At 70.2% G+C, this 23425-nt stretch carries 14 protein-coding genes; 7 read left to right on the top strand and 7 right to left on the bottom strand.

Translation table 11 applies throughout. The annotated features are described in order from the left end of the window. The first annotated feature begins 46 nt into the window (after window positions 1–46). The 4 genes from ALI22I_RS42490 (at window position 47) to ALI22I_RS42475 (ending at window position 3291) form a co-directional block, all read left to right on the top strand. Window positions 47–676, top strand: coding sequence for a TVP38/TMEM64 family protein (locus tag ALI22I_RS42490; RefSeq protein WP_179118540.1), 630 nt, complete (start codon window positions 47–49; stop codon window positions 674–676). A 337-nt stretch (window positions 677–1013) separates the two neighbouring features. Then, window positions 1014–2024 carry an alpha/beta hydrolase family protein gene (locus tag ALI22I_RS42485; RefSeq protein ID WP_179118539.1) on the top strand — a complete coding sequence of 337 codons (1011 nt, stop codon included), beginning with the start codon at window positions 1014–1016 and terminating at the stop codon, window positions 2022–2024. Between the two features lie 20 nt (window positions 2025–2044). After that, window positions 2045–2245: a hypothetical protein gene (locus ALI22I_RS42480; protein WP_238598843.1), complete on the top strand. Its 201-nt coding sequence runs from the start codon at window positions 2045–2047 to the stop codon at window positions 2243–2245. A gap of 131 nt (window positions 2246–2376) precedes the next feature. After that, window positions 2377–3291 carry a trans-sulfuration enzyme family protein gene (locus ALI22I_RS42475; RefSeq protein ID WP_083752425.1) on the top strand — a complete coding sequence of 305 codons (915 nt, stop codon included), beginning with the start codon at window positions 2377–2379 and terminating at the stop codon, window positions 3289–3291. A gap of 219 nt (window positions 3292–3510) precedes the next feature. Here the strand turns inward: ALI22I_RS42475 and ALI22I_RS52615 are convergent, their stop codons facing one another. The 3 genes from ALI22I_RS52615 to ALI22I_RS42460 all read right to left on the bottom strand — a co-directional run bounded on the left by ALI22I_RS52615 (window position 3511) and on the right by ALI22I_RS42460 (window position 8478). Further along, window positions 3511–5310 (bottom strand): cellulose binding domain-containing protein, encoded by a 1800-nt coding sequence (locus tag ALI22I_RS52615; RefSeq protein ID WP_077011282.1) that lies wholly within the window; start codon window positions 5308–5310, stop codon window positions 3511–3513. Window positions 5311–5579: 269 nt separating this feature from the next. Next, entirely contained in the window at window positions 5580–7034 is a 1455-nt protein-coding gene (locus ALI22I_RS42465; RefSeq protein WP_202971184.1) for a non-reducing end alpha-L-arabinofuranosidase family hydrolase, read from the bottom strand. Window positions 7035–7155: 121 nt separating this feature from the next. Then, window positions 7156–8478 carry an extracellular catalytic domain type 1 short-chain-length polyhydroxyalkanoate depolymerase gene (locus ALI22I_RS42460; RefSeq protein ID WP_238598842.1) on the bottom strand — a complete coding sequence of 441 codons (1323 nt, stop codon included), beginning with the start codon at window positions 8476–8478 and terminating at the stop codon, window positions 7156–7158. A gap of 615 nt (window positions 8479–9093) precedes the next feature. Between ALI22I_RS42460 and ALI22I_RS42455 the strand changes: the two genes are divergently transcribed. Beyond that, window positions 9094–10767, top strand: coding sequence for a sigma-70 family RNA polymerase sigma factor (locus ALI22I_RS42455; RefSeq protein ID WP_077011279.1), 1674 nt, complete (start codon window positions 9094–9096; stop codon window positions 10765–10767). A 148-nt stretch (window positions 10768–10915) separates the two neighbouring features. Beyond that, a complete protein-coding gene (locus ALI22I_RS55195; protein ID WP_202971183.1) occupies window positions 10916–11272 on the top strand; it encodes a TetR family transcriptional regulator in 357 nt (118 codons plus the stop codon). 352 nt (window positions 11273–11624) lie between these two features. Here ALI22I_RS55195 and ALI22I_RS42445 read toward each other — a convergent pair whose 3' ends face one another. From ALI22I_RS42445 to ALI22I_RS42430, 4 genes are all read right to left on the bottom strand, one after another. Beyond that, window positions 11625–13067, bottom strand: coding sequence for an alpha/beta hydrolase domain-containing protein (locus tag ALI22I_RS42445; protein WP_077011277.1), 1443 nt, complete (start codon window positions 13065–13067; stop codon window positions 11625–11627). A gap of 117 nt (window positions 13068–13184) precedes the next feature. Continuing rightward, window positions 13185–14051: an alpha/beta hydrolase family protein gene (locus ALI22I_RS42440; RefSeq protein ID WP_077011276.1), complete on the bottom strand. Its 867-nt coding sequence runs from the start codon at window positions 14049–14051 to the stop codon at window positions 13185–13187. Window positions 14052–14180: 129 nt separating this feature from the next. Continuing rightward, on the bottom strand, window positions 14181–14648 hold the full coding sequence (locus tag ALI22I_RS54925; protein ID WP_274523049.1) for a helix-turn-helix domain-containing protein: 468 nt from the start codon (window positions 14646–14648) through the stop codon (window positions 14181–14183). A gap of 81 nt (window positions 14649–14729) precedes the next feature. After that, the gene (locus tag ALI22I_RS42430) at window positions 14730–21296 is read right to left on the bottom strand and encodes a type I polyketide synthase (protein ID WP_077011274.1); all 6567 of its coding nucleotides are present in this window, start codon (window positions 21294–21296) and stop codon (window positions 14730–14732) included. 369 nt (window positions 21297–21665) lie between these two features. Between ALI22I_RS42430 and ALI22I_RS42425 the strand changes: the two genes are divergently transcribed. After that, on the top strand, window positions 21666–23405 hold the full coding sequence (locus tag ALI22I_RS42425; protein ID WP_238598841.1) for a fatty acyl-AMP ligase: 1740 nt from the start codon (window positions 21666–21668) through the stop codon (window positions 23403–23405). Window positions 23406–23425 lie beyond the last annotated feature (20 nt).

Below are 23425 nucleotides of genomic sequence, written 5' to 3'. Positions count from 1 at the left end.
TAGTAGGCTGGCGGGTGCGAGCGGTTCGGGGGAGACGGTGCGGCACGTGCGGTTGGTCGGCCTGGCCGTCGTGGTCCTGGCGCTCGCCGTCGCGGCCGTGCTGGTGGACCTGCCCGAGCCCGAGCAGCTCCGCGGTTGGATCGACGACAAAGGACCGTGGGCGCCGTTCGTGTTCCTGGCCCTGTGCGCGATGGGAACGGCGGCGTTCTTCCCGAAACCCGTCCTGGCCACCGCGTCCGGCCTGCTGTTCGGAATCCTGCCCGGACTGGTCATCGCGGTGGTCGGTTTCACGGCCGGTGCGTTGATCGCGTTCTTCATCGCCCGACTGCTCGGCCGGCGATCCGTGGCGCGCTGGCTGGGTTCCGGGAGGCTGCAAGTGCTCGACTCCGTCTTCGCGCGCAACGGCCTGGCCGCCACCGTGGTACTCCGCCTGCTCCCGGTCGTCCCGTTCGCGGTGTCCAACTACGGCGCAGGCGTCACCGCCGTCACCCCGGGCTCCTTCGCCGCCGGCACCGCCCTCGGCCTCCTGCCGACCACGGCCCTCGCCGCCACCCTCGGCGACGCCGCCCTGGCCTTCGACTCACCCCGCTCGATCGCGGCGGCAGCGGCTTGGCTGGTACTGGCGCTGGTCGGTGTGCTGTGGGGCAGGCAGCTGCTTCGCGGTGCCCACCAGTAGCCCCGCCGTCGGGTGGCCTCCAGTGTCCTGCGCCTGAAATTCGTTGAGTAAGTGTGGATTTGTCGGATACCTCGGACAGGTCATGGTGGCCACGCTGGAACGGACACCGGCCGACGCCACGCACTGGTCGCGGGCCTCGATGGCGGCCGGGAGCGGGTTGTCCCGCTCCACGGTCGGGCGGATCTGGAGTCCCTGCGCGCCCCGGAGAACGACATCCGCGACTGGATCAAGGCGTGGAACGAGGATCCCAAGCCTTCTATCCGGACCAAGGACGCGGACGAGATCCTCGACCGCCTCGCCTCATATCTTGATTGACTGGCGCAGGACACTGGGCGTTGTGCGAGGCGGCGGAGCGATCCGGTACCTCGAACTGGGGCACGCCGGCGCTACGGTGCTGATCATCGTCGACTCAGGGGGAGTCTTGTCGGAGAACGTCACTTTCGCCAACGCCGGAGTGGTGTTGGCCGGTTCGCTGACCTTGCCCGACCGCGGTGCGCCGGTGCCGGGTGTGGTCATGGTCGGCGGGTCGGGGCCGTCGGACCGGGACAACGACACGCACTTCCCGGCGATCCGGCGGCACCTGGTGGACGCCGGGATCGCCGTGCTGTCCTACGACAAGCGCGGCGTCGGCGGGTCGTCCGGCGACTGGCTCGACGCGACGATGGACGACCTGGCGTCCGACGCGGCCGCCGCGCTGGATTTCCTGCGTGCGCGGCCGGAGGTGCGGAGCGAGGCTGCCGGGCTGTTCGGGCACAGCGAAGGCGGCTGGGTCGTCCTGCGCACCACCACGCTGCGGGACGACGTTCCGTGGGTCGTCACCAACGGCGGCCCCGGCACGACACCCGCCGCGCAGGACCGCTACGAGCTGGCCACCACCCTGCGGCGGACCAAGGGGATCACCGACGACGAGGTCGACGCCGCGCTGGCCGCCTACGACCGCGTCGTCGAGGCCGGTCGACGCGACGCCGACTTCGCCGAGGCGGCCCGACTCGCCCAATCCCCGCCGACCGCGTTCACCGAGCACGCGGCCGAAGTGGACGAGCGCTTCTGGAGATTCCTCAAGCGCAGGCAGGACCACGACCCCGTCCCGGACGCGTTGCGCCTGCGCTGCCCGCACCTGGCGATCTTCGGCGCCGACGACGAGGTGGTCCCGGTCGCCGACAGCATCCACCTGTTCACCGCAGCCGCCTGCCACCGCCACCGCGACAGCCGGGCGACGCTGACCGTCGAGGTGTTCCCCGGCGCCGACCACCGCGTCCGGACCGACGGCGGCACCCGCCTGGCGCCCGGCTACCTCGACGCCCTGACCCGGTGGATCATCGGCCGGACCGGCGACCAAGGCGCCTGAACCCGCCCGTGTGAACCGCCGTGCCCGAATCCGGGCGGTTCTCCGACGCCTACGGGCAGGCCGACGAAGCGACCATCACCCGGGCCCGTGGCGGGGCTGTCCTGCGCGCCCTGGGCCTGATCGGGATCGGGCAGAACGGGAGGCTTGGTCTGCCCGGGGGCAAACCGACCTGGGAACCGGCGGGCTACGCCACGCTTGAACGGGTCCTGACGGCGAACTGACCGCGTGGCTGCGCATCGAGGACGGTGCGGCCGGCGGTCTCCGGCGTCAGTGCAGGGCCGGCGGAGGCAGATCGCGATAGCCCAGGCCCAACCTCGACGCAGGGCTCAGGGGCAGGAAAAGATCCGCGCCGATCAGACAGTCGCCTTGGTCGAGCCTCAAGACCGGCGACCACCTGATCGCCCAGCGCGCGCTCTACGGCGGCACCCTCGCCCTGCTGCACGACCTGGAGAAACGTTGGGGCATCGCCGTCACGTACGTCGACGGCCACGACCCCGATGAGGTCCGCACGGCACTGCGCCCCGAGACCAAGGTCCTCTACCTGGAGACCATCGCCAACCCCACCGGCCACGTCAGCGACCTGCCCGCGCTCAGCGCAGTAGTGGGGGACGACGTCCTGGTCGTCGTGGACAACACCTTCGCCTCACCGCTGCTGTGCCGCCCGATCGAGCAAGGCGCGGACGTGGTCGTCCACTCGACCACGAAGTACCTCGGCGGGCACAGCGACGTGACCGGCGGCCTGGCGGTCTTCGCCGACCCGGCCCGCTACCGCACGACCTGGCACCACTCGATCGAACTCGGCGTCACCCCCGACCCGTTCGCGGCCTGGCTCACCATCCGGGGCCTGCGCACCCTGGCGCTGCGCGTCCGCAGGCACGAGCAGAACGCCGAGATCCTGGCCCGCCGCCTGGCCGCCCAGCCTGCGGTGCACGCGGTGCACGCGGTGCACTGGCCCGGCCTGGACACGCACCCCAGCCACACCGTCGCGGGACGTTTCCTCAGCGGTTACGGCAGCACGTTCTCATTCGACCTGGCGGACACCGAAGCGGGCCGCAAGTTCGTCACCGGCCTGGACCTGGTCAGCCTCGTGCCCTCACTGGGCGGCCCGGAAACCCTGGTCCTGCACCCGGCCAGCACCTCCCACCGGCAGTTGACGGAGGAGGAGCTGAACGCGAACGGCATCACCGGTGGCACGATCCGCCTGTCCGTGGGCATCGAGGACGCCGACGACCTGTGGCAGGATATTTCCCAAGCCCTCGACCGCTGACCCCCGACCCTGCCCCCCGACCGCTGAACCCGCGGGCGTGCCCGCCCCGAACCCGGATCTCCCGATGACGGCTCAAGATCACCTGATCGAGCGAACCGTCCGTGAATGGGAAGATTCGCGGAAACTTTCAGCGCACCATTGACGTTGCCGGGTAAGAAGGAGGAGGCGCGGCGCTCGGGTGGCAGGCACGCCGGTGTCACGCGGCCGAACAGCTCGGTGTCACGCGGCCGAACAGGCCGGTGTCAGGCCTGATCCGCTGCCGGTGGCCTGGAAACCGAACTCGGCGGACTGGCCGGCGGCTATCCGACCGTTGTGGTCGGTGTTGGTGAACTGGACCGTGCCGGTGCTACCGGCGGCCACGGCGTTCCAGGTGTTGGTCACGGCGGTGCCAGAAGGCAGGGTCAGCGCGACCCGCCAACCGTTGACCGCCGACGCCCCGGCGGTCACCTTGACCGTCGCGACGAAACCGCCGTTCCACGAGTTCAGGGACACCGAAGCAGTGCAGCCGTCACCGCCGGGCGGAGTGGTGGTCGTGGCGGAGGCGGACGTCGTGGTGGACGTGGACGGCTGGCTGCCACCGGCGGGAATCGTGTACGTGACCAGGGACCGGCCCGGCAGGGTCGCGCCGAACCCGCCGGCGGTGACGGCGATCGGCTGCCGGCGCGCCGTGTTGCTCGATCCGTTGGTCAGGTACGGGGTCGCGGAGCCGGTGGTGATGCCGGTGCCGGGCAGGGTGAACGACGTCTGGGTGGCGCTGGTGGCGGAGTTGAGGGCCACGATCACCACGGAGCCGTCGGTGTTCTTGTAGGCGCTGACCTTGAGGTCGGCGTCCGCGGTGGAGGCGCCGATGCGGACCGCGCCCGGACGGATGAACCGGCTGTAGTTGACGAACGAGTAGTACCTCTTGGCGAAGTTCAGCGTGGTGCCGCTGAGCTGGATCAGCGCGCTGTTGCTGTTGGTGCTGTTGCTGATCCCCCACCAGTACAGGAACGCGTTGAGGTTGGCGTTGACCAGTCCGTTGTGGATGTTCTGCGCCCACCGGAAACCGGATTGGGCGGTGTTGTCGTCCCACGCGGCGTTGAACGTGCCCTGACCGTGGGACCACTCCGTCTGCCACACGGGCTTGCCGCCGGTGTTGACGACCGAGTTCGGCGCGCTCGCGTAGCCGTGGCTGCTGAACACGCCCAAGCCGGCGGCGGCGGCCGAGTCGCCCAGGGTCGCGTTGGTGTAGCCCGGCAGGTTGTTCCAGCCCAACGTCTCGCAGCACACGATCTTGGTGGACAGCCCGGCCGAGCGGATGGTGTTGGCCAGGACCTTCGTGAAATCGGCGGCCTGCGTCGGGTTGATCAACATGCTGGAGTAGCCGGTCGTCCACGTCGGCTCGTTGAGGAACCCGAGGTAGGGCACGGTGATCCCGACCGAGGCGTAGTTCTTGACGTTCTGCACGAGGTAGTTCGCGTACGCCTGCCGCCAGTCACCGCTCGCGCACGAAGCACCCGGGACACCGCACAACGTGCCGCCGTTGGCCTCGTCGTTGTTGGTCTTCATGAAGCCCGGAGCGCTCCAGGCGTCGTTGTAGATGGTCGAGACGCCGTAGCCCCTGGCCTGTTTGGTGAGCCACAGCTGCCCCCAGTCGGTCGCGTCGTCGGCGCCGTTCCACACGTAGGCGGGTGTGGCGGACGGGCCGGACGGCGCGTTCGGCAGCATGGTGTGGCTCGGGTCGGACGGGATCAGGTTGCGCAGGATGCTGAACCCCGCACCGTTCGTCTCGCTGAACAACAGGTCGAGCACCTGCTTGCGCAACGCGGTGTCACCCAGGTTGCGGATGGCGTTGGCCTGTCCGAACGCCTCGGACATCCCGAAACCGTCGATGCGCTGGTGAGTGCGGGCACCGTCGATGGTGACGGCCGAGGCCGCGAGCGCGGTGCGCTCGCCCGCCACGACCAGATAACCGGCCAACGCCGTCACGGCGACGACCGCCGTCAGGGCTGCCCCGAATCGCGTCGATCTGCTCTGCATCGCTTCTCCTGACGCTCAAGGTGGCTCCCGCCCCGACCGGCGACAACCGGCCAGGACGGGAACACGACGGGAACAGGACGGGAACACGACGGGAACACGACGGTCTCCACCGGGGCCGGACGGACGCACCGGAGTCCGCATACCTTGCGGCACAGGCGGTGCGGTGGGCGGAGTGTCCGGGTACCGGCCCCGGTGGGGGAGCACACCGGGCAACGCAAGGGGGACGTGGTGCCGACGTCCCGCCTCGCGCCGCCCGGGGCCTCACGGGGTCAGCAGGTGGAGTTGGTCTGGGTCAGCAGACCGAGTCGCCACGGCAGCCGGTTGTAGTCACCGCCCGAGTTGGGGTCCATGCCCTGGTAGAGGAAGCGCAGGTTGCAAGGGCTGATCTCCATGATCTGGTCGCTGCCGGACCGCAGCATCTCGCCGTGGCTGATGTCACGCGTCCACGCCGTGCCGGAGAAGGTGACGTTGTTGTGCCGGGCGAACGGGTTGGCCTCGGTGTCGGCCAGCGCGGTCCACGGCCCGGTGATGGCGGGCGCGGTCCAGGTGCGGAAGTAGCGCCTGCCGTCGGAGCCGATGGCCTCGTGCACCAGCAGGTACTGGTTGCGGCCCTGGATCTTGTAGACGTTGGACGCCTCGAACAGGCGGTTCTTGTTGGAGTCCTGCATGGCGATCACGGTGTTGGTGAACCCGTTCGGGTAGTTCGCGACCGTGGTCTCCGACCGGTACAGGTGGCCGTTGTCGTCGGAGGAGAACAGGTAGCACTTGGCGCTGTCGCAGATGACCCAGAAGTCGACCCAGTAGCCGGCGCCGATGTTGTCCCGGATGATCTGCGGCATGCCGTTGGCGTAGAACTTCTTGGGCGCGCTCCACGACCGCGGGTTGGCGATGTCCGTCGTGGTCGAGTACGACGCGTTGTCGCCGGTCTGGTAGACCAGGTACCACAACCGCTGCGGCGCGAAGTAGAACACGTGCGGCGCCGCCTTGTAGCCGGCTCCGATCGCGGTGGTGTCCAGGTAGGTGTGCGGTGCCGAGGACGCCTGCGACCAGTCACTGAAACTGGTGTACATCAGGTTGTAACCGTTGGTGTAAGTCGAGGCGAACACGTGCCACTTGCCGTTGTGGTAGACCACGCTGGGGTCCTTGACCGCCACGTTGGCGTGCGCAGAGTCCGGCTTCGGGCCGATGATCGCCCCGGTGGAGGACCAGCGGAAGCTCGACGGCAGGCTGCCCGCGGGCGGGTTCGAGGTCGTCGTGGTGACCGACGTCGTGGTGGTCGTGCTGCTGGTCGTCGTCGGGCCGACGCCACCGGTGCAGGTGGTGCCGTTCAGCGCGAAACTGGCCGGCGTGGGGTTGCTGCCGGTGAAGGAGCCGTTGAACCCGAACGCGACGTTCGCGCCGGTGGCGATGCTGCCGTTGTAGCTGACGTTCTTGGCCGTGACCTGGGTGCCGGACTGCGACACCGTCGCGTTCCAGGCCTGCGTGACCTGCTGCCCGGTCGCGTACGACCAGGTCAGCGTCCACCCGTTGACCGGGTCGCCGAGGTTGGTGACGGTGACGTTCGCGCCGAACCCGCCGGACCACTGCGAGGTCACCGCGTAGTCGACCGAGCACCCCGGCGCCGCGGCGGCTTGCCCGGCCAGCGCGACGGTGGTTCCGGCCAGGGTCAACCCGGCGACGGCCATGACGGACAGGTGAGTGCGAAGTCGTGTGGGATGCCGCATCCCAGGACTCCTCTCCATGTGGTGGGTGGTTACGCGAAAGCGAAAGCGTTGTTAGCGTTAACAATTCGGCCGACGGAAAAGCCGCCGGCCAGGGATGCACCGGATTGCGGTGGTCGCGGGCTCAGATGACGGTGCAGGCCGCCCCGTTGAGGGTGAACGCGGACGGTTCGCCGGTGTTGCCGGTGTGGCTGGCCTGGAAGCCGATGCTCACGTAGCCGTTGACGGGGGCGATGTTGGCGTTGTGCGCGACGTTCTGGGCGACCACCGGGCCGCTGGTCGGGGAGTAGGTGGCGTTCCAGCCGTTGGTGATGGTCTGCCCGCCGGGGAGCGTGAACGCGAGGCTCCAGCCGCCGTTGATCGGCAAGCTGCCGGTGTTGGTGATGGTGATCGCCGTGGTGAGTCCGGTGTTCCAGGCGCTCACGGTGTACTCGACTCGGCAGCCCGTCCTGGTCGGCGGTGCCGTCGTCGTGGTCGTCGTGGTGGTGGTCGTGGTCGTGGTGGTGGTCGTGCTGGTCGGCGGCGTGCTGCTGTCCAGGCCGAAGAAGCGGATCACCTGGGCGGCGTCGACCGGCAGGTTGTGCGTCACGCCCTGCATGCTGATCGCCTCGACCTGCGCCATCCCGCCGCTGCTGCCGTAGCGGGTGCGGGTGTAGCCGGACTGCGGGGTGTCGGTGAACGTGGGCGTCTGGCTCAGGCCGTGCACGTTGGTCCACTGCTTGACCTGCTCGCCGAAGTTCGGGTAGCGCAGGGTGTCGTCGTTGGTGCCGTGCCAGATCTGCATCCGCGGACGCGGCCCGGTGTAGCCGGGGTAGGCGTTGCGGACCAGGTCGCCCCACTGCTGCGCGGTCTTGGTGATCCGACCGTTGGCGCACTCGCTGTTCCACTCCGACCCGTTGGTGGTCGCGAAACAGGAGAACGGCACGCCGGCGAACGACGCGCCCGCCTTGAACACGTCCGGGTAGTCGGCGAGCAGGACGTTGGTCATCATCGCGCCGGACGAGGTGCCGGTGGCGAAGACCCGGTTCGCGTCGGCGTTGTACCGCTGCTTGACGTAGTCGACCATCGACATGATCCCGACCGGGTCGCTGCCGCCGCCGCGGCGCAACGCCGCCGGAGACGACACGTCCCAGCACAGGCTGCTGCGCGTCACCGACGGGTAGATCACGATGTAGCCGTACCGGTCGGCCAGGGACGCGTACTGGGTGCCGGAGTGGAACGCCGGACCGGAGCCGCTGCAGTAGTGCACCGCCACCAGGATCGCGGGCCGCGGCGCGACGTTGTCCGGCACGTACAGGTGCATCCGCAGGTTGGTGGGGTTGGTGCCGAAGTTCGTCACTTCGGTCAGGCTCGCCGCCGGTGCGGGTGCGGCGAACGTCAACGCCCCCGCGACCGCCAAGGCGACGGACGCCAGGGCTGCGCCCAGCGTTCTGCTGTTCAGTTTCACGTGTGTCAGTCCTCCGGAACGAGGCATGGATGTGGGAGGCACCGGGGGAATCCCCTGTGCCCTACTCGTGTTCCGGCGCTGAAACATTTAGGAGTATTGAGCGAAACAGTTCGGTTGACAAGGCCCAGAGGGACGCACACCGTCTCAATACCCGGTGTGACGCCCCCCGCGCGTTCAGGCCGGTGGTGCGGTGCTGTCACGCACGACGAGCATCGTCGCCAACTCGATCCGGGACGGTGTCGGTGTGTCGCCGGCGGCGAGAACCATGAGCAGCCGGGCGGCCGTCGCGCTCATCTCGACGACCGTCCGCGATGCTCCCCGTCACGGTCGCAGTGTGCGGAAACGGCGACGTCGGGCTGATCATGATGCTCGACACGGGGCGCCGGCCGCCGTTCGGCGGTACCGGGGTGACGATGGGTGTCGAAACGATTCGCCTGCACTTTCGAAACTTTTACGTCGGCGACATCGTCCGAGCCCTCGATCCCGGCGCACTGGGAGTGCAAGGTGCAAGGGGTTGGCGCGCCGAGGGTATCTCGATGAAACTTGCGGCCGACCCTTCGATAAGGTCCGCATCGCACTGGCTGGCAATACGGTGCTGGGGAAGGAGCCGTCCGCTTGATCGGGCATCCCGGCGAGCACGACCTGGACCGGTGGGAAACCGCCGACATGGCCGCGCTGCGCGACGACCTCGACCAAGCCCTCCAGCCGGAGTCGGGGGCGTCGACACCGCGAGCACAGCGGACCTCCGCCCTGCCGCCGTCCGACGCCGAGCTGATCCAGGCCGTGCGCGGCGGGGCGATCCAGGCTTACGGGCAACTGTTCGAACGGCACGTCGGCGCCGCCCGGAACCTGGCCCGGAACCTGGCCAGGTCCGGCGCCGAGGCCGACGACCTGGTCTCGGACGCGTTCGCCAAGGTCCTCGACACGTTGCGGGCGGGCGGCGGGCCGGACTCGGCGTTCCGCGCCTACCTGCTGACCGCGTTGCGGCACACCGCGTACGACAAGACCCGCAAGGACAAGCGGCTCAAGCTCTCCGACGACGTGGAGGCCGTGTCGGGCGTCGAGAAGGTCACCACCGTGCCCTTCCACGACCCGGCCGTGGCGACGCTGGAGCGGTCCCTGGCCAGCAGGGCGTTCGCCAGCCTGCCCGAACGGTGGCAGACGGTGTTGTGGCAGACCGAGATCGAGGGCCAGTCGGCCGCCGAGGTCGCCCCGCTGCTGGGCCTGACCGCCAACGGCGCGTCCGCGTTGGCCTACCGGGCCCGCGAAGGACTCAAGACCGCCTACCTCCAGGCACACCTGGCGCACAACCCCACCAACCGCTGCCGCGCCTCCGTCGCCAAGCTGGGCGCGTGGACCCGCGGCGGCCTCACCAGGCGGGAGACCGCGCACGTCGAGGCGCACCTGGACGAGTGCCCGAGTTGCCGCGCCCTGGCCGCCGAACTGGCCGACGTCAACGGCACGCTGCGCGCTGTCGTCGCGCCCTTAGTCCTGGGGTCGGGCGTCGCCGGCTACCTGGCCTCGACCGCGGGCGCGGCGAAGGCGAGCACGGCCGTCGCCGGCGCGGCGGCCAACTCGGTCACGGCGGCGACATCGCAGTGGATCGGCGTCGCGGCGTCGACCACGGCGGTGGTGGTCGCCGTGGTGTGGGGCCTGAACACCGAGCCGCAAGCGCTCGTGCCGCCGAGTGAGACCCAGCCGCCCACGGTGCGGCTCGACCAGCAGGCGCCCGCCCCGACTTCGGGCACTCCGTCCACGCCGACCACGTTGTCCGGCACGACGTCGACCACGACCGGCTCCGCGAACGACCCGTCCGACCCGTCCGACCCGTCCGGCTCGGCCCCGACGGGAACGTCCACCGACGCCGAGCCGCTGAGCGAGCCGTTGGTGCCGATCGTGCCCGCCGGATTCGAGATGGGCACCGGCGGACCTCCCGTCGACATGCCCGTCACCATCCGCAACACCGGCTCGACTTCCCTTCCGCCCGCGGTACTCGTGCTGTCCCTGCCCGAGGGTGTCCAGGTGGTCGGGCCGGGCAACAACTTCCGGGCCGAGCCGCTGCTGTCGTTGGACGGCGCGCAGGAGCAGACCGTCGGCTGCCCGGCCGGCAAAGGCACGGTGACGTGCACGGCCGAGCAGGACCTGCCCCCCGGTGGCACGGTGACGTTCAACTTCCGCTTACTCGCCGGTCCCAAGGCGGTCAGCGGCACGATGAGCGGCACCGTCACAGCGGGCTCCGGCCCGCCGGTGGCGGTGGAAGTGCCCATCACCGTCACGCCCAAGAAGTAGGCCGGCGCCGTTCTCCATCGGGTCTTCCCGAGATCCGCCCGCCGCACCCCTGTGGACCAGTGGCGGATCAACGCTCTCGTGAACCGGTTGCATGTTCTATGCCATGTAGCATAAGTTACCGGCCGGTAGTCAGGAGGGCGGTGGGTGGATGAGCCCACGCAAGAGCGACAGTCGGCAGCGGATGGTGCTCAGTGCCGCCGCGTTGCTGCGGGAGTACGGGGCCGCCGCCACGAGCATCGACCGCGTGCTCGCGCACAGCGGTGCCCCTCGCGGCTCGGTGTACCACCACTTCCCCGGTGGACGGGCGCAGCTGATCGACGAGGCGGTGGCGCTCGACGCCGCCATCGTCGACCACGCAGTGCACGAGGACGCAGTCCGCACGACCGCGATCGAACTCGCCCACGCACAGGCGGGCAAGGCCGGCCCGACCCTGGGCACCATCAAGTCCCGCATGTACGCGCCGGCCCTGGAAGCTCTGCGCGACAAGGACACCCCACTCGGCTGATCGTCGGCCCCAAACGAAGTCGATGAGGAGCTGGAGCACATGACGGGTCCGACCGAAGCCACCTGGCACAAGAGCGCCTGCATCAACTTCGCCTACGAGTTCATCACCGGCACTGCCCTGATCCGCTTCTGAGACAACCTGATCGACACCCCGACGGACCCGCAGGTGGCCGACGAGGCTCGATTTGACATGGGTTCGGGTGCCTTAGTCTGGTCGTAGCCGGCAGGCTTGGCGGGACGCTCTTCCCCGCCAAGCCTGCCGGCTACGGCCTGCCTTCGGTGCCCGTAAGGGCCCCATGTCAAATCGAGCCGGACGAGACCCCGGGCATCACCAAACCCAACAGCTCACACCATCACGGCACAGGCGCCGCAGCAGCTCGCGCCACGGCCTCGTTGCGATCGACCGGAAGCATGACCCCCGCCCGCACAGCCCGATCCGCAGCCGCCGTAAAACGAGCGACATACGTGGCGTGGTCTGGGTACAACTCGCCGATACGCGCCGGAGTGAACGGAGTGGTCCGCCCCAACAACATGCACGCAGCAGCAACGTTCCCACCACTGTTGTTCGGCCCGTACGTCGCCACCGGCACGTCCAGATCCGGCAGCCGCACCCCACCCTGAGCGTTGTTGTCCTGATCCCGAACCACAATCACACCGAGCAGTGTGCGGATCGGCGTCGCGGTAGGTGGAGCGGCACCACCTCGGGCCCACCGGATCAGGTGGTCGTACGCCGCGTTCTGCGCATACCGGAACGTCATCGAGTTGATCGGGTCATCGCACACGGTAGGCGCGCCGTCGTTGATCGCCTTGTCACGAGCGTTGGCCGCGTTGTACAGATCCACGCCGTACTGGTCCGCGTGAGCGGTACCCGCGACCTCCCACGTGCGCACCCGGGCAGTGTCCTGGCGCACCGAGGAAGAGGCGACGATGTCGGTCTCGGCCTGGAGCGTGAAGACCGGCACCGACAGGTCCTCACGAATCCGGGCGGTAATCGTCAGGAACGAGTCGCCGTTGATCGGCGCCGCACCGCCCGCCCTGCCGTGCAGCATGATCCCGTCGTAAACACCGTGCAGCGGCTGGATCGCGTTCGCATACGTGGTCAGCCGGAACGCCGACTGGGAGTGCCCAGTGGCCAGCACAGTGCGCGCAGTGGCCCCGCCGAGCAACGCCGGTGCGCTCCGGATCGCTTGCGCCGCTTGGGACATGATGTCGTAGGACGCCGCGTCGTCGGGAATCGACACCCCCGCGTACCGCGCCGGGTCGATCTGGGTCAGCGCCTGCGCACCAACCCCCTGGGTCGTCAGGCCGACGTAGACGATGCCCTGACGCGCGAAGTACTCATACGACTGGGAGAAATCCACCGGGATATCAACGCCGAAGCTCACGTTCAGCCACTCGACGACCACCGTCCCGCTGAACGCGGCCATGTTGTTCGGGCGCACCACCACCATCCTGGTGGTGTACCCGACACCGGCCCCGTCCACGACGGCGCGCCACCGACCGTTCTCGGTCCAGAGCCCTTCCGCCCGGTAGGTGCTCGCCGTGCCGGACATGAAGTACTCGTGCTCGCGGTAGCCGCGCCCGGCGAGGTCGAGCACGCCGTGGGAGCCACTGGCCGCGAACCCCCGGCCCGCCGTGGACGGTATCTCTCGCACCTGCGGCGTCGGCACGGCGGCGGTCGGCACGTCGGCCGTCGGCGCGGCGGCGGAGGCGGTCGGCACCGGGAGCACCAGTGCGGCGACCGTTGACACCGCCACCGCCACGGCGGCGGTGGATCGTCGGAAGATCTGGGTCATCGTCTGCCTTCTCTCAGACTTTCTCTCGAAGTTTTCCGGAGTTCTCACGACACGGGGCCGGAGGAGATCCGGCCCCGTGCGTGATCGGACCGGTCGGCCCGATCAGACCGTGTCCGATCAGACCGGGCAGGTGTGGCGGTATTCGTTGATGTTCGAGTCCGGCGGCGGAGGCGGGCACAGGAATTGGCTGTAGCGGGTGTCGTCGTCCAGGAACCGCTTCAGCCACGACACCGCGTACTTGGTGACGGTCGGCGTGTAGGAATTGGTGGTGAAGTGGTTGCCGTTGTTCAGCTCCAGATACGCCTTCTCCGCCGACCGCAGGCCCTGGTAGAACGGCTCCGAGTGGCTGGCGGGCGAGGCCACGCTGTCACCCTCGGCGCTGATGACCAGTGTCGCGGCCTGCACCTGCGGGAAGTTCTTGGTGTTGTGCCACGCCGCCAGCGGGATCGCCGCCCGCAGCGACGGGCGCTCGTTCGCCGCCTCCAGCGTGCCGCCGCCGCCCATCGAGTGGCCCATCACGCCGAGCCGGTTGCGGTCGACCCGGTCGCGCACCGACGACGAGTTCACCAGGTAGTCCAGCGCCGCGAGCAGCTGGTCGGCGCGGGCGTCGGGGAAGTCGAGCCCGCCCTCGGCCTCCAGGGTGAACACCACGAACCCGTGCGAGGACAACGTGGTGCCGTACCACGACATCGTGGACTCGCTCTCGGTGAAGCCCGGGATGACCGCCACCGCGCTGAACGTGCCCTCGCTGGTGGTGGTGGGGTAGTAGATGGTGCCCCGGTTGAAGCCGGTACCCGACGAGACGGTCGTCCGGGAGGTGGCGTACGGACCGCGTTGGGCCTGCACGGACTGCGCTGTCGGATCCGGCCCGTGCACGGCGAACGCGGTCGGGTCGGCTGTCGCCTGCGGTGAGACGAACAATGCGGTCGCGGTCAATGCCGCAGCGGCCACGGAGAATGGCAGGGAGAATTTCTGGAGGCGCACGGGAATTGAACTCCTTCGACGCTGAAAGGGGACTCCGGAATTGGAGACTAGCGGTGTCGCTGTATGCTGTGAATAGCCTCCGGTGAATAGTGCAGTCAATTGACAAAGATGCTCGACGTGCTTGTCACGCTATTGACTGCTTGTTGTCGGGAAATCGGATCGCAGCCTGGCGGCGCGCAACGAGAGCTGCAGGTGCAACCGGAACGACGGGTCGTCCAGCCGATCGCCGAGCATCCGGTCGAGCTGCCGCAGCCGGTACCGGGCCGTCTGCGCGTGGATGCCGAGCGCGGTGGCCACCTCGGTCGCGGTGCGGTGCCTGGACGCCAACAAGGCCTCCAGCGTCTCCGTCAGCCGACCAGCCTTGCCGCGCGGTAGCCCGGCCAACCTCCCGGCGAACAGACCGGCGAGCAGCCCGCTCGTAGTAGGCGTTGGAGCCGGTCCCGAGCACCAGCACAACCGGCCGAGGACGACGCGGGTTCGTGCGGCAGGTCCAATCGTTGGCGCCCGCCGGGGACGCCGTCGGATGCCGCCACGAGTAGAGCTGGGCCAGGCGGATGTCGGACTGCGGCGGACCGGCCGGCGGGTCGGACCCGACACCGGCGTGACCAAAGGACGCGGTGTGGCCGACGAGCGTTCCGGCGACGAGCACGGCGCCGCTCACCAGCGACCAGATCCGGTTCATCGCCCGCTCGCCCCGTCCGGTCGAGGCACGGGGAGGTCGGCGAGCAGCGCGTCGAGGTGCGCGGCCAGGACCTCCACGTTCGGCGGGTCGATCATGGACAGGTGGTCCCCGGGCACGGGGACGATGTCCAGCCGGTCCACGGTGTCCGACCAGCCCAGATCGTCGTCGTCCAGCGTGCGCAGGTAGCGCGGGTCCAGCACGGTCGTCAGGTGTTCCCGCACCGTCGCCCGGTAGAAGACCACTTGACCAGGGAAGTGCTTGGGCTGGAACCGTTCTGCCGTCCTCGCATCCAGATAGGACGTTCGCTGGTGGTGCAGCGCGCCGGCGCTCATCCGCACGCCCGCCTCCGTCACGGCGGCGATCACCGCGTCGATCTGGCCTTCGTCGTCCAACCCGGCCAGCTCCTCCCACGGCAGCTCCACCGTGACGCCGTGCGTCCGCTGGATGTGCTCCACGTAGCGGCCGAACCGGTGCCGCAGCACGTCGGCGGGCGGCACATCCGGGGACGGCAGCGGCCGGACGGAGTCGATCATCACGATGGCGTCCACCCGTTCACCGGCCGCGTGGAGCCGGCAGGCGATCTCGTGTGCCAGACAGCCGCCGAACGACCATCCACCCAGCCGGTACGGTCCGGTCGGCTGGATCTCCCGGATCAGCTCGATGTACCGGGCCGCCTTCGCGGTCAGACCGTCCACGTCGTCCAGCCGCTCGTAGCCGTAGCAAGGCTGATCGTCACCCAACAGCTCCACCAACGGCTGGTACACACTCGTCGGCCCACCCGCCGGGTGGAACAGGTGCAGCGGCGGACGCCCACCCGACCCGCGCAGCACCCGGACCGGACCATCGACCCCCTCGAACGCCGACCGCAGCTCGTCGGCCATACCCTCCACCGTCGGCACCGCCATCAACCCGGTGGGCACGTCCGCGCCCAACCGTCGCCTGATCGCCGCGAACAGCACTTCCGCGCGCTCCGCGTCACCACCGACGGCAAAGAAGTCCTCCGTGACGTCGATCCGCGAGCGGCCAAGAGCCTCCGCCCACAACCCGGCCAGCCACCGCTCGGTCGGATCACGCGGCGCCACGAACCCGGTCTCCACCGACACACCGCCGGCCACCCCCGACGTCGCCGCAACCTGCCGCCCGACGAACCCGGTCTCCACCGGCACGTCGTCGGCCGCCACACCCAACGTCGTCGTGACGTGCCGCGCCACGTCATCGAGCGTCGCCCCCCGCAGCAGCAGCGGCATGGGCAACTGCACGCCCAGGTCGTGCTCCACCGCGTTGCGAGCACGCATCGCCATCAGCGAGTCCAACCCGAGATCGGCCAACGCGACGGTCGTGCTCAACTGGTCATCGGCATACCCCATGACCCGCCCGACCACCGCGCGCAACCTGCGCAGGACCAGCGCCGCCGCATCCGGCGCGTCCCGCAGCGCCTCCGGCCCCGGCCAGTCCTCCTCCACCGCCGATGGCGCGACCAGCACAGCGGAGAAGAACGGCCGCCGCGCCAACTCGGGGAACAGATCCACCGCAGCCTGGTGATCCAGCCGGATGACGCCGGTGTCCGGCCGATCGGCGAGCAGGATCGCCTCCAGCGCCTGAATCCCCTCCGCCGGCGAGATCGGCCGCAACAGCGGGTTGTCGGTGTCGCGGGCGAGACCGACCTGCCCCCACGCCCCGAAGTCGACGGTCGTCGCGACCAGTCCCCGGGACCGCCGCCAAGCCGTGAACGCGTCGAGCCACGCGTTGGCCGCCGCATACGGCGTCTGACCGGGTGACCCGAGCATGGCCGCAGCGGACGAGAAGTTCACCCACCAGTCCAGGTCGAGCCCCTCGGTCGCCTCGTGCAGCCGCCACGCGCCCCGCGCCTTCGGCCCGAACGCCGCCCGCACGCTCTCCGCGTCCACCCGCTCGACGGGCAGGTCCACCAGGGCACCGGCCGCGTGGACGACACCGCGCAGCCGTCGTTCCCCGGCCACTGCCGCCGCCACCACCCGTTCGGCCACACCCGGCTCGGCGATATCGCCGGTCACCACGACCACCTCGGTGCCGGTGGCCTGGATCTTCGCCAGCTCCGCCGCACTGTCGGCGGTCGCCGCGCGCCGCCCGTTGAGCACGATCCGCGTCGCACCGAGCCCGGCCAACCAGTGCGCCACCACCAGACCGAGCCCACCCAGACCACCGGTGATCAGGTAGGAGCCGGGCAGGACGACCGCGCCGGTCACCGGCGGTGAGATCGCGGCGGGCCGCAGCCGCGCCACGTGCCGGTCACGTCCCCGCCACGCCACTTCGTCGTCGGCCTGATCCGCGCGCAATTCGGCCAGCAACGCCTCGGCGTCACCGGACCGAGGCAGGTCCACCAGGGACGCCCGCAGCCGTGGGTGTTCGAAGGCGAGCACCCGCACCAACGCCCGCAACGCGGCCTGACCAGGCGATCCCGGCTCACCGCCCCCCACCGCCGTGGCCTCGTGCGTGGCGATCCACAGGCGCGGCGGGTCCTGCCACGCGGCCACCTCGGCAGCAACCCGTGCTGCCGCAGCCACCTCCCGCTCGGCCGCCTCGACCATCCCCGGCCCACCGATTTCGCCGGGCACAAGCACAACTCCACTCACACGCTGGACACCACGCACCGAGTCCGTCGTACCAACCCGCACCCGATCACCAACCGCATCCGCCAGCTCGACGAACCGCTCCACGAACGGGTGGGCGGCGTGGTCGGTGAGCAGCAGCCAGTCATGACTACCGGGGGAGGACGGCGGCAGCGCCAGACGTTCCCACCGCGTCTCGAACGCGAGCTCGGACAACGGCACGGGCACCGCCGACCCGTCCACCACCCGCACCCGGACGCTGGTCGCCTCCACCAGAAGCCGATCGGCGTCGTCGTGGAGCCACACCGAGCCGACCAGTTCGTCATCCCGTTCGTCGACCGCGAGCACCGCGGCCTCGCACCGCACGCCCTGACGCGGATCACCGTGCACCCGCACCGATCCGATACCCACCGGCAGGTACGTGCGCCCGACGTGCACCCCCAGCGGTTCGGACGCCGCGGCGGCCAGCACCTGGAGGCACGAGTCGAACAACGTCACCGGCAGGTGCGCCGACAGTTCCTCCTCCGTCACGGCGACCGCACCCACGGCCAGACCGTCACCGGCGAGCACGGACCGGACGCCCCGGAACGCGGGCCCGTAGTGCAGCCCGCTCTCCGCCACCCGCTCGTACAGCGGCAACTCCGCCAACCCGTCCCGCACGACCGGGGCTCGCAGCTCACCGGGGGAGGCGGGCACGACGGACGCCGTGGCGTGCCGGGTCCACCGCCCGCCGGCGGATTTGGAGTGGATCTCCACCCGCACACCGCCGCGCCGGTCGTCCTCGGCGACAGTGCTGAGCGCGACCTGGTCGTCCAACGCCAGCAGCCCTTCGAACACCACCTCGGTGACGTCCAGGTCCCGCGCCGCCACCCCCAACACTTCCACCGCCGCAGCCAAGGCGATCTCCGTGTACGCCGCACCCGGCAACACCGGCACGTCGTGCACCCGGTGGTCGGACAACCAGGGCAACGCCTTGAGCCCCACATCGGTGTGCCACACGTGGGTGACCCCACCCGGAACCTCCGCATGTGCGCCGAGCAGCGGATGCCCCACAGCCGCCGGTGTCGGCCCGAGCCAGTGCCGCACGTGCTGCCACGGCACCGCAGGCACATCCGTGATCGCCGCGTCGGGCAGTGGAGCCGAACCGTCGAGCGCGAGCAACGCCCGGTTGGTGTGGAACGTCGTCGTATCGTCCTGGTCCCGGCGCAACGACCCGCACAGCAGCAGATCCGGCAAGTCCGAGTCCCGCGCCGTCTCCTCGATCGCCGACAACGCGATCGTGTGCGGCGAGATCTCCAGGAACCCGTCATGGCCATCCGCGAAGGCCGCAGCCACAGCCTGCGTGAACCGGACCGCCCGACGCATGTGGTGCGCCCAGTACTCGGCGTCGAACGACGGCGGCCCGTCGGTGACCGTGCTGTAGCAGGGAATCCCGCCCTCCCGCCGCCGCACGCCCCGCAGCTCCGCCCGCAACTCAGCGAGCACCGGCTCGACCGCGGCGGTGTGCCCACTGGTCCGCAGCGGCAGCACAGTCGCCAGGCGGTCCGCCGCCTCCGTTCGCCGAACCAGCGTCTCGATCTGCGCCCGCGGCCCAGCCACCGTTTGACGCCGAGGCGCGGCATAGACCGCAACCGCCAGATCCGGCAGGTCGTAGGCCAGCGCGTCGAACTCGGACCGGGCCAGCTCCACCGCCGCCATCGCACCCGACCCCACCGCGTCGATCCGCGCCAACAACCGAGCCCGGGTAGCGGCCACCCGCACACCGTCAGCCAGGCTCAACGCCCCGCCGACCACCGCCGCCGCCACCTCACCGGACGACTGCCCGATCACCGCCGCCGGCCGCACGCCGTACGACCGCCACAACGCAGCCAGTCCGACCTGCACACCGAACAGCGCGATCTGCCCCTGCTCCATGTCCATCGCCTCAGGCGGATCAACCAGAAGGTCCCGCACCGACACCGCACTGTGCCCGCGCAACACCTCGTCCACCTCATCCACCGCAGCGGCGAACGCAGGCTCGGCGTCCAACAACCCACGAGCCATCCCCGGTCGGCCGGACCCGTAACCGGAGAACACCCACACCAGCTGTCGATCCGTGCCTGCCCGGTCCGTGCCACGCCGAACCGGGCGTGTGGGGACCACGCCCGGTGTGCGCTGCCCTGTGGCGAGGGCGCGCAGGCGGTCGATGACCTCGGCGCGGTCACGGCCGACGACCGCGGCCCGCACGCGGTCGGCTCCACTTCGGCGGGCCAGGGTGGCCGCCACATCGCCGAGTGGGTTGTCGTTGTCGTCCAACCAGTCCGCGACCACCTCGGCGTGTCGCCGGATGCGGTCGTCGGATGCGCCGGACAGCACCATCACGTGCATGGCGTCGTCGCTGACACCGGCACGTTCGGTGGCGGGGGGCTCCTCCAGGACCACGTGCGCATTGGTGCCGCCGAACCCGAACGACGAGATGCCGGCCGTGACGCGGCCCGAGTAGCGCGGCCACACCACGGGTTCGGTGACCACCCGCAGGCCGGTGAAGTCGATGTGCGGGTTGGGTTCGGTGAAGTGCAGGCTGGGTGGGATCTTGCCGTGTTGGACGGCCAGTACGGTCTTGACCAGGCCGACCAGGCCTGCGGCCGATTCGGTGTGGCCGATGTTGGACTTGACCGAGCCGATCAGCAGCGGGCGGTCGGGTTCACGGTCGCGGGCCAGCACCTCGCCGAGGGCGCCTGCCTCGATCGGGTCGCCCAGCAGCGTGCCGGTGCCGTGCGCCTCGACGTAGTCCACCAGCGCCGGGTCCACGCCCGCGTCGCGGTAGGCGCGGCGGACGAGTTCGGCTTGGGCCCGGGGGTTGGGCGCCATCAGACCGTTGGAGCGACCGTCGGAGTTCACCGCGCTGCCGCGGATCACGGCCAGCACGCGGTCACCGTCGCGCCGGGCGTCGGACAGCCGCTTGAGCACCACGGCGGCGCAGCCCTCGGCGCGGGCGATGCCGTCGGCCGAGGCGTCGAACGGCTTGCAGCGGCCGTCCTCCGACAACAGCCCGGCCCGGTGGAAGCCCACCGTGAGCGCGGGCGTCAGCAGCAGGTTCACCCCGGCCACCAGCGCGGTGTCGCTCTCGCCCGAACGCAGGCTCTGGCACGCCTGGTGCACCGCCACCAGCGACGACGAGCACGCGGTGTCCACGGCCATACTGGGTCCGCGCAGGTCCAGCAGGTACGACACCCGGTTGGCGGCGATGCTCAGCGCACCGCCGGTGGCCGTCCACGGGCTCATCCGGGCCGGGTCGACGGCGGACGCCGCGCCGTACTCACCGGCCGAGATGCCGACGAACACGCCGGTCGCCGTGCCGCGCAACGAGTCCGAGGAAACGGCCGCGTGCTGCAACGACTCCTGCACGACCTCCAGCACCAGCCGCTGCTGCGGGTCCATGCTCGCCGCCTCGTGCGGCGTGATCCCGAAGAACTCGGCGTCGAAACCGGTGATGTCGTCCAGGAAACCGCCCCACCGGGGCGCTCCGTCGGGCATCGCGTCCCAGCGTTCCAGCGGCGCCGCCCGCACGGCGTCACGCCCGTCGCGCAGCAGGGACCAGAACTCGTCCGGCCCGTGGACACCACCGGGGAGCCGGCAGCCCAGGCCGATCACGGCGATGGCCTCACCAGCGTCGGCGCGATCAGGCCCGGGCGCACTGAGTCCACTGCGGACAGGCACCTCGGTCTGGTCGGACGCGCCCGAGGTCCGGTCGGACAGGTGGCGCGCGAGTCGGGCGACGGTCGGGTGTTGCCACAGCGCGCTGACCGGCAGGTCCAGGCCGGTGACCTCGCCGAGCGCACCGGCCAGCACCACGGCGTCGCGGGACGACAGCCCCAGTTCGACCAGGGGGCGATCGACGTCGACGTGCTCGGGCGCGAGGCCGACGGTGTCGGCGATGTTGGCTACCAACCAGTCTCTGAGGCCGGCTTCGGTCGACGGGGTGTGACCGGTCATGGGCACCTTCGGGCGGTGAGCAGGGACGGTGGAACGCGCGGGTGACGCGGGCGGCGGACACGGCCCGGGCGGCTGGTGCGGCGTTCCACGAACCTGGTTCGCAGAACGACGAATGTAACACTTTGTCGATGGTGTAATTCCACGGAAACCTGATGATTGCGGCCCGGTTCGCGCTCGGCAATAGGCCGTTCGGACGTGTATTGGCACTGTATCGGTTACTTAAAGCGCCGATTGACACACTCTCCGATGCATGAGTAGCGTCCTCGCGTTGTTACACGTGGACGTTCTGTTCCGTTATGCGATGTGACGTGGCCTAGCTGCGCGTCACGTTCCGAGCAGTCCGCTTCTCACCTCGACGAGGAGGTTCGGATGACTGTCACGATGTCGCCCGGCTGGGTACCGGTGTCCGAAGTCGGGCGGGGCACGGTCACCGCGGCCGTCCTGCGCTGGGCGCGGGAGAAGCCCGACCAGCCCGCCTTCACCTTCGTGGACTACGCGGAGGACAACCGCGGTCGCGCCACCACGCTCACCTGGTCCGAAGTGGACACTCGGGCCCGGGCCATCGCCGCCGGTCTGCGCGCCCGTGCCGAACCCGGTGACCGCGCCGTTCTGCTGCTGCCGCAAGGACTCCACTACGTGACGGCGTTCTTCGGCTGCCTCTACGCCGGAGTGCTCGCGGTGCCGCTCTTCCCGGTCGACGGCGCCGGGCACCGCGACCGGGTCGTCGGCGTGCTCGGCGACTGCACGCCGAGAGCCGTGCTCACCACGACGGCCCTGCTCCCGGCCACCCGGAACGAGCTGGCCGGGCCGTTCGACGTGCTGGCGGTCGAGGACCTGGAGGCGGCCCCGCCGACCGCAACCATCGCCGCGACGCAGGCCGATCAGCCCGCCTACCTCCAGTACACCTCGGGCTCCACCCGGCAACCCGCCGGTGTCGTCGTGACCCACCGGAACCTCATGATCAACGCAAGTCAGGCCCTGCGCGCCTACGGCGTGGTGGACGAGGTCAGCCCGGTCAGCTGGCTGCCCCTGTTCCACGACATGGGCCTGGTCCTGGGCATGGGTTCGCCACTGGTGTTCGGGTCGGAAACGGTGTTCATGGACCCGCTCGCCTTCCTCTACAGCCCGATCCGCTGGCTCGAAGCGATGAGCGGCCGGTCGGCGGTGATCAGCGCGGCGCCGAACTTCGCCTACGACCTGTGCGTGCGCCGCGTGCCCGAGGCCAAGCGGTCCACTTTGGACCTGACCGGTGTGCTCACGTTGGCCAACGGCAGCGAACCGGTGCGCGCCGGCACCGTGGCCCGGTTCCAGGAGGCCTTTGCGCCGCACGGCCTGGGCGCGGACGTCCAGCGCCCGTCCTACGGCCTGGCCGAGGCCACCGTCTACGTCACCGCCGCCGGTGGCGCGCCGGTGACCACGTCCTTCGACCGCGCCGCGCTCGCCGCCGGCCACGCCATCGCGCCGGTCGCCGGGCAACCGAGCACCGCGCTGGTCGGCTGCGGGTCACCCGTCGACCAGCACGTGCTGATCGTGGACCCGGACTCGGACGAGCCGCTGCCCGACGGACGGGTCGGCGAGATCCGGGTGACCGGCCCCAACGTCTCGCCCGGCTACTGGTCCGGCGAACGGGACCTCGGCGTGTTCGGCACCACCGTCACCGACCAGCCGGCCGGGCTGCCGCGCGACGGCTGGCTGCGCACCGGAGACCTGGGCGTGCGGCACGAGGGCCAGTTCTACGTGGTCAGCCGGATCAAGGACACCATCATCGTGGACGGCCGCAACCACTACCCGCAGGACATCGAGGCCACCGTGGAGTCGGTCGACCGCGCCCTGCGCGACGGCCACATCGCCGCCTTCGCCGTCGACCGGAACGACCAGGAAAGGCTGGTCGTCGTCGCGGAACGCAGCCCCCGCACACCCCGCGAGGACATCGACCTCACCCGGCTCGGCGCCCTGGTCCGGGCGGCCGTGTCCACCCACCACGACCTGCGCGTGCACGACGTCGTGCTGGCCGAACCGGGCACGGTGCCGCGCACGTCGAGCGGCAAGCTGTCCCGCTCCCTGTGCCGTGAGCAGTACCTCGAAGGCCGCTTCGCCGTGACCGCGTGACCCGGCCTCGGACCCGTCAG

The organism is Saccharothrix sp. ALI-22-I (assembly GCF_001984175.1).
Lineage (GTDB): Bacteria > Actinomycetota > Actinomycetes > Mycobacteriales > Pseudonocardiaceae > Actinosynnema.
This window is presented reverse-complemented; position numbering and strand designations above follow the sequence as displayed.